This window comes from Faecalibacterium sp. 9, assembly GCF_048320955.1.
GTDB classification, from domain to species: Bacteria; Bacillota; Clostridia; order Oscillospirales; family Ruminococcaceae; genus Faecalibacterium; species Faecalibacterium wellingii.
Map to the genome: position 1 here is coordinate 1,695,072 of NZ_JBLWGB010000001.1, position 11,507 is coordinate 1,706,578.

An 11,507-nucleotide genomic window follows, 5' to 3' on the forward strand; every position below is an offset into this window, starting at 1 on the left:
ATTACTACATAATTTTTGATATTAAAGGAGAGGTTTCCTATGAAGATCGGTGTTATCGGCGCTGGCACCATGGGCCAGGGCATCGCAAAGGCATTTGCACAGGTTGAGGGCAACACTGTTGCTCTGTGCGACATCAAGCAGGAGTGGGCCGAGAATGGTCTGGCAAAGATCAAGAAGGGCTACGAGAAGCTGGTTGCTAAGGGAAAGATGACGCAGGAAAAGGCAGACGCTATCGTTGCTGCCATCACCCCGGGCCTGAAGGAAGACCTGTGCGCTGACTGCGATCTGGTCGTTGAGGCTGCTTTTGAGGATATGAAGGTCAAGCAGACCACCTTCGGCGAGCTGGATAAGATCTGCAAGCCTGAGTGCATCTTCGCTTCCAACACTTCTTCTCTGTCCATCACCGAGATCGGCAAGGGCGTTAGCCGTCCGCTGGTTGGCATGCACTTCTTCAACCCCGCAGACCGCATGAAGCTGATCGAGGTCATCGCAGGCTGCAACACTCCTGCTGAGACCGTTGAGAAGATCAAGGAGATCTCTGTTGCCATCGGCAAGCAGCCGGTTCAGGTCAACGAGGCTGCAGGCTTCGTCGTCAACCGCATCCTGATCCCCATGATCAACGAAGCAGCCTTCATCAAGATGGAAGGCGTTTCCGATATCGCTGGCATTGACACTGCCATGAAGCTGGGTGCCAACCACCCCATGGGTCCCCTGGAGCTGGGCGACTTCATCGGCCTGGATATCTGCCTGGCTATCATGGACGTGCTGTACAAGGAGACCGGCGACAGCAAGTACCGTGCATGCCCGCTGATCCGTAAGATGGTCCGCGGCGGCAACCTGGGCTGCAAGAGCGGCAAGGGCTTCTACGTTTACAACGCAGACCGCACCAAGACCCCTGTTGACCAGCTGTAAATTCTGATAAACGTTTCTCCCGACTATGGAAACACGGCCGGGAGGAATTTGTTTGCACCGGGCAATTCCGGTAAATGAAAAAGACCCGTTAGGAGGATATAGCGATGGATTTTACTCTGTCCAAGCAGCAGCAGATGGTACAGAAAATGTACCGCGAGTTTGCTGAGAACGAAGTCAAGCCCCTGGCAAAGAAGGTTGATGCGGAAGAGTACTTCCCCAAAGAGACCGTCGAAAAGATGGGCAAGCTCGGCATGATGGGCATTTATTTCCCGACTGAGGTCGGCGGTGCAGGCGGCGATGTGCTGTCCTACGTCATGGCAGTGGAAGAGCTGAGCAAGGTCTGCGGCACCACCGGTGTCATCGTCTCTGCTCACACCAGCCTGTGTGCTGCTCCTATTTATGAAAATGGTACTCCCGAGCAGAAGGCAAAGTATCTGCCCAAGCTGTGCAGCGGCGAGTGGCTGGGTGCTTTCGGCCTGACTGAGCCGGGTGCCGGCACCGATGCACAGGGTCAGCAGACCTTTGCAAAGCAGGACCCCGAGACCGGTGATTGGATCCTGAACGGTTCCAAGATCTTCATCACCAACGCCGGCTACGCAAACGTCTTTATCGTTATTGCTGTCACCGATATCGTGCCCGACAAGAAGGGCCGTCCCACCAAGCAGTGCTCCGCCTTTATCGTGGAGCGTACCGACCCGGGCTTCTCCGTCGGTAAGGCTGAGGACAAGATGGGCATCCGCGGTTCTTCCACCTGCGAGCTGATTTTCGAGGACTGCCGCATCCCTGCTGACCGTATGCTGGGTGTGCGTGGCCGCGGCTTCCAGCTGGCTATGGCTACTCTGGACGGTGGCCGTATCGGCATTGCTTCTCAGGCTCTGGGCATCGCCGAGGGCGCTTTGGAAGAGACCGTTGCTTACGTCAAGGAGCGCAAGCAGTTCGGCCGCAGCATTTCCGCATTCCAGAACACCCAGTTCGAGCTGGCTGAGATGAAGGCACGCGTTGAGGCTGCAAAGTATCTGGTCTACGCTGCTGCTCTGAAGAAGCAGGAAGCAATGGATGGCAAGAAGGTTCGTTACAGCGTCGAGGCTGCTCAGGCAAAGCTGATCGCAGCCCGCACCGCAAGCGATGTGACCCGCCGCTGCCTGCAGCTGTTCGGCGGTTACGGCTACACCCGTGACTATCCCATCGAGCGCATGATGCGTGATGCCAAGATCACTGAGATCTACGAGGGCACCAGCGAAGTGCAGATGATGGTCATTTCCGGCGCGCTGCTGAAGTAAGGGAGGCAAGAGTTACAATGAAAGCAATTGTTTGTGTAAAGCAGGTTCCTGATACCTCCGGCAAGGTGTCCGTCAAGCCCGATGGCACTCTGGACCGTGCTTCGATGGCTACCATCACCAACCCTGATGACCTGAATGCTCTGGAGGCTGCTCTGAAGCTCAAGGACGCTACCGGCTGCGAAGTCGTTGTTGTTACCATGGGTCCCCCGCCGGCAGAAGGCATGCTGCGTGAGCTGCTGGCCCGCGGTGCAGATAAGGCTGTTCTGGTCTCCGGCCGTGAGTTCGGCGGTTCCGATACCTTCGCAACCAGCCAGATCCTGGCTGCTGCCGTCAACAAGATCGGTGTCGGCCCCGAGGACGTTGTGTTCTGCGGCCGTCAGGCAATCGATGGTGATACCGCTCAGGTCGGTCCTCAGATCGCTGAGAAGCTGCACCTGCCTCAGGTCACCTATGTGGCTGACATCCAGAAGGATGGCAACACCCTGACCGTGAAGCGTATGCTCGAGGACGGCTACATGATGGTCAAGGTGCAGACTCCCTGCCTGCTGACCTGCATCAAGGAGCTGAACCAGCCCCGTTACATGAGCGTGAACGGCATCTTCACCTGCTACGACAAGCCGATGGAAGTGTTCGATTACAACGCACTGAAGGACGATCCGCTGATCGAGGTTGATACCATTGGTCTGAAGGGTTCTCCGACGAACGTCTTTAAGTCCTTCACTCCTCCGCAGAAGGGCGCAGGCACCATGCTCAAGGGCGACGATACTGCCGCACAGCTGGCTGGTATCCTGGCCAAGAAGCACCTGATCTGATGAAAGGAGCATAGGATTACAATGGCTGATTTTAACGAATACAAAGGCGTATGGGTCTTCTGCGAGCAGCGCCAGGGCGCATTGATGCCCACTGATTTCGAGCTGGTGAGCGAGGCCCGCAAGCTGGCTGATGAGCTGGGCTGCGAGGTCACCGGTCTGCTGCTGGGCGACAACGTGGAAGGCATTGCCAAGGAGCTGGGCGGCTATGGTGCCGATAAGGTCATGGTCTGCGACAGCCCCCTGCTGAAGGATTACACCACCGATGCATACGCTAAGGTCGTGTGCGACATGGTCAACGAGTACAAGCCCGAAGTCCTGCTGATCGGTGCAACCAACATCGGCCGCGATCTGGGCCCCCGCTGCGCAGCTCGTCTGCACACTGGCCTGACCGCTGATGCTACCCATCTGGACATCGACACTGCAAAGTACATTGATTTCCTGAAGGAGAGCTCCACCATCGACCTGTCCAAGCAGAAGTTCGATATGGAAGACCGCAACCTGAAGATGACCCGTCCCGCATTCGGCGGCCATCTGATGGCTACCATCATCTGCCCCCGCTTCCGTCCGCAGATGTCCACCGTGCGTCCCGGCGTTATGAAGAAGGCTCCCTTCGATCAGGCCAAGGCTGATGCCTGCCAGATCGTGAAGCCCGCATTCGCTCTGGCTGCTGAGGACATCAAGACCGAGGTCCTGAGCGTTGAGAAGGCCGCTGAGAAGCTGGTCGATCTGATCGGCGCAGACGTGATCGTCTCTGTCGGCCGCGGCATCAGCAAGGATGTCCAGAAGGGCATTGAGCTGGCTGAGCAGCTGGCAGCTGCTCTGGGCGGCGGCGTTGTGGGTGCTTCCCGTGCCGTTACCGATGCAGGCTGGATGACCGCTGACCATCAGGTTGGTCAGACCGGCAAGACCGTGCACCCCAAGATCTATGTTGCTCTGGGCATTTCCGGCGCTATCCAGCACACTGCTGGTATGCAGGACTCCGAGTGCATCATCGCTGTCAACAAGAACGAGGGTGCTCCCATCTTCGGCGTGGCTGACTACGGCATCGTGGGCGATCTGTTCAAGGTCGTGCCCGAGCTGATCAAGCAGATCGAGGCAGCAAAGGCTGCTCAGTGATCGCCTGAAGCAAGATCTTTTCAATAGCATAGCCTGAATTGTGGAAGGGCGGCTCTTCGGAGCCGCTCTTCTTTTTTGTTTGTCAAATGCTAAGGTGACGCATAAAAGACGGTGGACAAAACAGCAAGAGGCAGGGCTTCGCCAGAGATCCTGCCTTTTTGCTCTGTTCGGCGATTCTTTGAGCGATGTCCTTTTTGGCGGGGCTTGTTGCATTTTGCGTAATACTCGGTTCAGTCAGAGCAAAGAATTAGAGCATTAAACTGTACGGCGGGACAGCACAGATGGGTTCGGAAGAACCGTCTGCGCTGTTTTTTGTTGCGGATGGTGCTGCAAAAGAGCGGATGCAGTGCAGGGATAGCCAGAGGAAGAAAAAGCAGCGTCTGAAAGTGCACACAAAGTGCAGCGAAACATGGAAAAACGGCTTTGAGTTAAGAAAAAGACGGAAATACACAATTAAAGCGTAACAAAACCGTGTTGCAAAAGTAAATTTCCGTACAAAAAGTGCCGTAAAAAGCCTCCAAAAAGGGCGCACTGCAACAGTTACATAACAATAGAACAACATTTAAGACGAGTCTACAGTGCTCGTCAAGGGGGCTTTTTAGGAGAAAAAGTTCTAAAATTTTATATTATTCATCAAAATACGACTGAATCCCTTGACCATGAGACACTTTTGTGATACTATTGTTGCACAATAGTTGCACTTGTGAAACGGTAGTGTTGCAAACAAGTTGCAAAAACCTACGGAGGATGTCTTATGGAACTTGAGATGAGGATCGTAAAGAAGGTCGCAGCCGCTGCGATGGCTTTGGCTGTGGTTTTTGGTGCTGCATCCCTCAAGCCTGTTGCCGCAAATGCTGCACAGGCCGGGCCTGAGACAGCTTCCGTGATGGAAGAAGAAAACTCCTTCCTGAACCATCAGGATGAAGCTTACCAGAACGAGTTCCTGCGCCGTGTGAACAGCGAGCGCGCAAAGGCTGGCCTGAAGCCTGTCCAGCTGGGTGATAGCAGCCACAATAGTGCTGCTCAGGAGCGCGCGAAGGAACTGGCCTCTTCTTATTCTTACGTTCGTCCCAATGGCCAGCGCGATTTTACCGTCTTCGCAGAGAATGGCATCGAAGATGTGTCGATTGGCGAGGACTACATGGCGGGCGTTTCCACCCCCGATGCAGCAGTGGATCAGTGGATGAACATTGATTTTGCCCGTGAGCGCATCCTGAACGCAGATGCGACCACCATGAGCGTGGGCCACTATGAAGGCGGCGTTTACAACAACTACTGGGTGCTGATCTTCTCTTATCCCGAAAACTCTTACACCAGCGACTATCGTCAGAGAGTTCTGGATCTGGTCAATGCAGAGCGCGCAAACTACGGCCTGCATCCTCTGGTCATGGGTGACGCAAAGCTCACTGCAGCTGCACAGCATCGTGCTGAGGAGATCGCAACTGTGAACTCTCATGTGCGCCCCAATGGTTCCAAGTGGTACACCGTGCTCAGTGAATACGGTGTGACCGATGCTGCTTCCGGTGAGAATGCCGCATGGGGCAGCGTTTCTCCCGAAGAGGTCGTAACGGCATGGATGAACTCCGAAGGCCACCGTGCGAATATTCTGGACCCGGAAGCCCGCGCAATGGGTGTTGGCTACTACTACAACAGCTCCAGTACTTGGGGCCATCAGTGGATCCAGCTCTTTACCAAGTAATCATCGTAATCATATGCTTTCTTCAGAAAAATCGGCTGGGCCGCAGGGCTCAGCCGATTTTTTGCTGTCTTCTTTAAGAGCCGGGGGAGCTGAGGATCCGACCCGAAAGAAATGAACTAGATAACGTGTCACGGAAATCAACTTTTGATGCTTGACCCAGAGCAAAAGCCTTCACCCCTTGGGGACAGATTTCCCCCGCACCGGGGGAAAATGTCGCATAGCGACAAAAGGGGGAGCCGGTGGCGCGTAGCGCCGGATGAGGGGTAATTAGAGCAAAACGCTGTTGTCCTGCGCCCTCATCAGTCACCTGCGGTGACAGCTTCCCCCGACCGGGGGAAGCCTTTAGAGGAAAATTGATTTCCTTGATAACGTGTTCTGCAGTGGTTGCACAACGGCCGATTTATGTTATACTTATTCTGAATAAAAAGCAGGAGGAACCACCGTGGAGGATTACCGCACGATTCGTGGCACGGCCACAGGAGAATACGAAGAGAAGAAGAGCCGCTTCATTGCATCCCTGTCTTTTGCGGACAGTGAGGAAGCCGCCGTTGCATTTCTGGAACAGGTGCGTGCGGCCAACCGGACCGCGCGGCACAATGTATATGCCTACCGCCTGCGGGAAGGCAACCGGGAACGCTACTCGGACGATGGCGAACCGGCAAAAACGGCGGGGACCCCGGCGCTGGAAGTGCTGCAGCACAGCGGTCTGACCGATCTGATCGTGGTGGTGACCCGCTATTTTGGCGGTGTGCTGCTGGGCACCGGCGGCCTTGTGCGTGCCTATACGACGGCCACAGCCCGGGCATTGGAGAACGCCGAGGTGGTCACGGTGCGCAGCGTGGTGGAACTGAGCGTGACGGTGGACTACTCGCTGTATGAGCGGGCCTCGCTGCTCATCGATGCGGCGGGAGCAAAACAGGCTGCACCGCAGTTCACGGATCGTGTGACCCTGTGCTGGCAGATGCCGGAGCACACAGAAGGCCCGCTGCTGGAGCAGCTGCGGGAGCTGACCCGGGGCGGAGCACAGGTCCATGTCTCGGAACCTTTCTACGCACCCTTTTGATAAAAACTGCGTCTATAAGAGGACTTTTGAAAAATCGGGCAAAATTTTGTGAAACGACAGGGTATTTCCCCCTTCGACAAACCGGGTGTGTTACAATTGCCGCGGGCGCAGCAATTGGGATCGGCTGTGCCGAAGCAGAGAGGGGGAATGCTGAAAAAAAGGAGGGGACCCTGTATGAATGTACGACAGCGCACGGAAGAGATCGAACGTATGACCTTTGCACCGTGGGCGACCTTCAGCGACCAGAGCAGGGGGAGGATGGTGCAGGAGGAACAGGACCCGATCAGGCCGGTGTTCCAGCGAGACCGCGACCGGGTGCTGCACTGCAAGGCCTTCCGCCGCCTCAAGCAGAAAACGCAGGTGTTTCTCTCGCCGGAAGGAGATCTGTACCGGACCCGGCTGACCCATACGCTGGAGGTTTCACAGATCGCCCGTACCATTGCCCGGGCCCTGCGGCTCAACGAGGATCTGACCGAGGCCATCAGTCTGGCCCATGATCTGGGGCATACGCCCTTTGGCCATGCGGGTGAGCAGGCGTTGAACGAGCTCTGCCCGGATGGCTTCAAGCACTATATGCAGAGCCTGCGTGTAGTGGACAGGCTGGAAAAGGATGGAAAGGGCCTGAACCTGACATGGGAGGTGCGCAACGGCATCGTGACCCACACCAAGGGGACGTGGGCGGCAACGCCGGAGGGACGCATCGTGCGCATGGCCGACCAGATCGCTTTTGTGAACCATGATATCGAGGATGCCGTTCGTGCCGGGGTGCTGGACCCGGACATTCTGCCCAAAGAGTGCACGGCTGTGCTGGGCAGGACCAAATCTGCCCGCATCACCACAATGATCAACAGCATTCTGGCCAACAGCGAAGGCGATGTGAAGGTAGGCGCAGAGGAAAACGAGGCTTTCCTCGCGTTGCGCGACTTCATGTACGCTACGGTGTATGTGGACCGGAGCGCCAAGCGGGAGGAGCAGAAGGTGGGCAAGGTGATCGAAGAGCTGTATGAGTACTACCTGAGCCACATCGATCAGATGTCCAACTTTTATGTCCAGCTGGCCTATCAGGAGGGCAGAGAGCGTGCCGTCACCGACTACATCAGCGGCATGAGCGATGAATTTGCCATCCGGACCTTTGAGGAAATTTTTGTGCCGCAGAAATGGCATGTGTTGTAAACTTTGAAAGGTTGTTTGAAAGATCCATGATCCCACACGAATACATTGAGGAACTGACCCGCCGCACCGACATTGTGGAGCTGGTGGGCAGCTATGTGCAGCTCAAGCGCAAAGGGCGGCTGTACGGCGGTCTGTGTCCCTTCCACAGCGAGAAAACGCCCTCCTTCTATGTCTACCCGGACACCCAGAGCTTCTACTGCTTTGGCTGTCAGGCGGCAGGCGATGCCATCAGCTTTGTCAGAAAGATCAACAGCATCGATTACCCGGAGGCCGTCAAGCTGCTGGCGGCGCGGGCCGGAATGCCCGAACCGCAGGAGGACGACAAGACAGGCCGGATGCGCAGCCGCATCCTTTCCATGAACAAGGAGGCTGCGCGCTTTTTCCATGCCTGTCTGAACTCCACTGTGGAGGAAGCACGGCAGGCGCGGGCCTACTGGCGGCGGCGCGGACTGGACGATAAGACCATTGCACGGTTCGGGCTGGGCTATGCACCCGATGACGGACAGGCCCTGTACCTGTACCTGCGGGATAAGGGCTACAACCAGCAGGAGCTGGATGCCAGCGGCCTGTTCAAGCGCAGCCAGTCCGGCCGTATCTACTGCCTGTTCTGGAAGCGGGTGATGACCCCCATCTTTGACCTGCGGGGCAATATCATCGCGTTCGGCGGGCGGGTGCTGGACGATTCCAAACCAAAGTATGTCAACAGCCCGGAAACGCTGGTGTACCACAAATCGGAAACGGTATTTGCATTGCAGATCGCAAAGCGCAGTGCAGTGCGCCGGTTCGTGCTGTGTGAGGGCTACATGGACGTGATCAGTATGCATCAGGCGGGGATCGATACTGCGGTGTGCGCCTGCGGCACTGCCCTGACACCGGAGCAGGTGCGGCTCATCAGCGAATATGCAGATGAGGTCATTCTGAGCTACGATTCCGACGAGGCCGGCCAGAAGGCGACTCTGCGTTCACTGGAACTGTTCCGCAACAGCCCGGTGAAAGTGGGCGTTTTGCAGATCCCCGGGGCGAAAGACCCGGACGAGTACATCAAAAAGTACGGTGCAGAACGGTTCAAGGCGCTGCTGGACGGTGTGGGCAATGCACTGGATTTCCGGCTGGGCCGCCTGCGCAGCCAGTACGATCTGGCACAGGACGCGCAGCGGCTGGAATACGTCAAGGAAGCTGTGAATATGCTGGCAGAGCGCTCCAACCCTACCGAGCAGGAGGTGTATGCGGGCCGTCTGGCAGAGGAGACCAATATCTCTAAAACAGCCATTATGACCCAGCTGGAAACGGCAGTGAAAAAGGCCGGAAACAGGCGCCGCTGGGAGAAACGGCAGCAGGTGCTCAAGTCCGGCGAAATGAACCAGATCAAGCTGCCCTACAGCGCGGGCGGCAGTCAGGCGCTGGGGATCGCAAGTGCACAGCAGCGGCTGCTGGCAGCGATCCTGCGGGAGCCGCAGTATCTGAAGCTGGCAGAGAAGGAGCTGTTGCCGGAGCAGTTCATCCAGCCCCAGCAAAAGGAGCTGTACGAAGCCATGCTTCGCTGCAGCAGGGAAGGCATTGAAATCAACCTGACCACGCTGCGGGCCTATGTCAGTGAAGAAGCGCTGAATGAGCTGAGCCGTTTTGCGGCACAATACAGCGAAGTGAATTGCACGCCGGACGATATCCGGCTGTATCTGGACCGCATTGCCCGGGGGATGCCCGTGGCAGGCAAGGCGGCGCATATGTCCAATGAGGAACTGAGTGATTACCTCCAGTCGATGCGCGAAAAAAAGCAGGGAAGCGTTCCTGTAGAAGAATGAGACCGCTGCTTTTCCCTCCGGCTGGAGCAGGAGCGGAAAGGAGCAGGAATCATGCAGAAATTGTCGCAAACGGAGGAATTGGCCCGGGAGCTGGCCTCCCATGCCCGCCGTCACACCGTGACGCCGGAACAGATCAGCCGTGCTATGGACGAGAAGGATTACGATGTGGCACAGCTGGATGAGCTGTATGCTGCATTGGAGACCCGCGGCGTACATCTGGCCGAAGAAGAGACCGAGCTGCCTGCACTGGACGAAACGCAGATCGGCAGGCTGGAGCACGAGCTTTCGGCCGAAGGCGTGGCACTGGATGACCCGGTAAAGACCTATCTGAAGGAGATCGGTCAGGTGCCGCTGCTGACGGCAGAACAGGAAACGGAGCTTGCCCGTGCGGCGCAGGCCGGAGACGAGGATGCCCGCCGTCACCTGAGCGAAGCAAATCTGCGGCTGGTGGTGTCGGTGGCAAAACGCTACGCCGGGCGGGGACTGCCGTTTCTTGATCTGATCCAGGAGGGCAATCTGGGGCTGATGAAGGCTGCAGAAAAATTTGAGCCGGAACGGGGCTTCAAGTTCTCCACCTATGCCACATGGTGGATCCGGCAGTCCATCACACGGGCCATTGCGGATCAGGGGAGAACGATCCGCATCCCGGTGCATCTGGTGGAGAGCATCAACCGGGTCAAAAAGACGGCTGGCGACCTGCTGCGCAAAAATGGCCGGGAGCCTACGGTGGAGGAGATCGCCGTGCGGCTGGATATGGAGCCTGCCCGGGTGCGGGAGCTTTTGCAGCTGGCACAGGACCCCATCAGCCTGGAAACACCGGTGGGTGAAGAAGAGGACGCCCACCTTGAGGATTTTATTCAGGACGAGGAAGCGGGCGTCCCGGTGGATGAAGCCGGGCGGCAGCTGCTGCGCCGGGAGCTGTTCAGCGTGCTCAAGAGCCTGACGCCCCGGGAAGAGCGGGTGATCGCACTGCGGTTCGGGCTGGAGGATGGCCGAGCCCGCACACTGGAAGAATTGGGCAAAGAGTTCAACGTGACGCGGGAGCGGGTGCGGCAGATCGAAGCCAAGGCCCTGCGCAAGCTGCGGCACCCCAGCCGTGCAAAGCGCCTGCGGGATTACTTGGATGAGTGAACGATTATAATTGCCGCTGCGTGCGCTCTGGCAATATCAGAGGAAACATTATTTTTTATATTTGCAGCTCAGAAAAGCCTGCGGGCTTTTCTGAGCTGTTTTTTCACGAAAAAAGGGCCGCGAAGGAAAACCGGCATATCCGACTGTAAAAGTAATACTCCAAAACACAAGAGCAAAGATAGACAAATTGCACAAGGGGATTATGAACAGGAACGTGCAAAATAAAAAAATCAAGGCCCAAAACGATAAAAACGAACACGCTGCCGGGTGTACCGAAATTGAAAGGAAAATAAATTTATTTTGGCAAAAATCTGAAAAATGGCTTGACAACAAGACTTTTAGAGTTTATACTGTATTAGTATCACATAATGGACTAGTGCGCCAAAAAGGGGAACACAGAGGCAGCGGCTGGATGGGTCGAACCGGAAAGTTTGTGAAAAACGCCGAAAGGCTCCCTTCGACGCGGGTCGAATTATGTGTGTCTGCTCAAATTTGACCCGTGTATACGACATCCCGTAG

The 11,507-nt window shown here is 56.4% G+C and carries 11 protein-coding genes; all 11 read left to right on the forward strand.

Annotated features, from left to right (window positions below; all coding sequences use genetic code 11):
* The first annotated feature begins 39 nt into the window (after positions 1 to 39).
* The 11 genes from ACKXF9_RS08200 (at position 40) to ACKXF9_RS08250 (ending at position 11,484) form a co-directional block, all read left to right on the forward strand.
* Positions 40 to 912 (forward strand): 3-hydroxyacyl-CoA dehydrogenase family protein, encoded by an 873-nt coding sequence (locus ACKXF9_RS08200; RefSeq protein WP_005940172.1) that lies wholly within the window; start codon positions 40 to 42, stop codon positions 910 to 912.
* A 104-nt stretch (positions 913 to 1,016) separates the two neighbouring features.
* A complete protein-coding gene (locus ACKXF9_RS08205) occupies positions 1,017 to 2,192 on the forward strand; it encodes an acyl-CoA dehydrogenase family protein (RefSeq protein ID WP_005940174.1) in 1,176 nt (391 codons plus the stop codon).
* A 17-nt stretch (positions 2,193 to 2,209) separates the two neighbouring features.
* Complete coding sequence (gene acrB / locus ACKXF9_RS08210; RefSeq protein ID WP_005940175.1) at positions 2,210 to 3,004, forward strand: acryloyl-CoA reductase electron transfer subunit gamma; 795 nt, start codon at positions 2,210 to 2,212, stop codon at positions 3,002 to 3,004.
* Positions 3,005 to 3,025: 21 nt separating this feature from the next.
* Positions 3,026 to 4,120 carry an acryloyl-CoA reductase electron transfer subunit beta gene (gene acrA, locus ACKXF9_RS08215; protein WP_097774831.1) on the forward strand — a complete coding sequence of 365 codons (1,095 nt, stop codon included), beginning with the start codon at positions 3,026 to 3,028 and terminating at the stop codon, positions 4,118 to 4,120.
* 281 nt (positions 4,121 to 4,401) lie between these two features.
* Positions 4,402 to 4,584, forward strand: coding sequence for a hypothetical protein (locus tag ACKXF9_RS08220; protein WP_249238521.1), 183 nt, complete (start codon positions 4,402 to 4,404; stop codon positions 4,582 to 4,584).
* Positions 4,585 to 4,874: 290 nt separating this feature from the next.
* A complete protein-coding gene (locus ACKXF9_RS08225; RefSeq protein WP_418265827.1) occupies positions 4,875 to 5,819 on the forward strand; it encodes a CAP domain-containing protein in 945 nt (314 codons plus the stop codon).
* Positions 5,820 to 6,261: 442 nt separating this feature from the next.
* Complete coding sequence (locus tag ACKXF9_RS08230; RefSeq protein WP_249238523.1) at positions 6,262 to 6,882, forward strand: IMPACT family protein; 621 nt, start codon at positions 6,262 to 6,264, stop codon at positions 6,880 to 6,882.
* Between the two features lie 174 nt (positions 6,883 to 7,056).
* On the forward strand, positions 7,057 to 8,055 hold the full coding sequence (locus tag ACKXF9_RS08235) for a deoxyguanosinetriphosphate triphosphohydrolase (protein ID WP_418265828.1): 999 nt from the start codon (positions 7,057 to 7,059) through the stop codon (positions 8,053 to 8,055).
* Positions 8,056 to 8,081: 26 nt separating this feature from the next.
* Entirely contained in the window at positions 8,082 to 9,857 is a 1,776-nt protein-coding gene (gene dnaG, locus ACKXF9_RS08240; protein WP_418265829.1) for a DNA primase, read from the forward strand.
* Between the two features lie 51 nt (positions 9,858 to 9,908).
* Positions 9,909 to 10,988: an RNA polymerase sigma factor RpoD gene (gene rpoD / locus ACKXF9_RS08245; RefSeq protein ID WP_348583671.1), complete on the forward strand. Its 1,080-nt coding sequence runs from the start codon at positions 9,909 to 9,911 to the stop codon at positions 10,986 to 10,988.
* A gap of 202 nt (positions 10,989 to 11,190) precedes the next feature.
* Positions 11,191 to 11,484, forward strand: coding sequence for a hypothetical protein (locus tag ACKXF9_RS08250; RefSeq protein ID WP_418265830.1), 294 nt, complete (start codon positions 11,191 to 11,193; stop codon positions 11,482 to 11,484).
* Positions 11,485 to 11,507: the final 23 nt, after the last annotated feature.

Bases quoted from the DNA above. Each gene is read 5' to 3' on its own strand.
- ACKXF9_RS08235 (WP_418265828.1), top strand. From the start codon at position 7,057: ATGAATGTACGACAGCGCACGGAAGAGATCGAACGTATGACCTTTGCA.
- ACKXF9_RS08250 (WP_418265830.1), top strand. From the start codon at position 11,191: ATGAACAGGAACGTGCAAAATAAAAAAATCAAGGCCCAAAACGATAAA.
- dnaG (WP_418265829.1), top strand. From the start codon at position 8,082: ATGATCCCACACGAATACATTGAGGAACTGACCCGCCGCACCGACATT.
- acrB (WP_005940175.1), top strand. From the start codon at position 2,210: ATGAAAGCAATTGTTTGTGTAAAGCAGGTTCCTGATACCTCCGGCAAG.
- ACKXF9_RS08205 (WP_005940174.1), top strand. From the start codon at position 1,017: ATGGATTTTACTCTGTCCAAGCAGCAGCAGATGGTACAGAAAATGTAC.
- ACKXF9_RS08200 (WP_005940172.1), top strand. From the start codon at position 40: ATGAAGATCGGTGTTATCGGCGCTGGCACCATGGGCCAGGGCATCGCA.
- rpoD (WP_348583671.1), top strand. From the start codon at position 9,909: ATGCAGAAATTGTCGCAAACGGAGGAATTGGCCCGGGAGCTGGCCTCC.
- acrA (WP_097774831.1), top strand. From the start codon at position 3,026: ATGGCTGATTTTAACGAATACAAAGGCGTATGGGTCTTCTGCGAGCAG.
- ACKXF9_RS08225 (WP_418265827.1), top strand. From the start codon at position 4,875: ATGGAACTTGAGATGAGGATCGTAAAGAAGGTCGCAGCCGCTGCGATG.
- ACKXF9_RS08220 (WP_249238521.1), top strand. From the start codon at position 4,402: ATGGGTTCGGAAGAACCGTCTGCGCTGTTTTTTGTTGCGGATGGTGCT.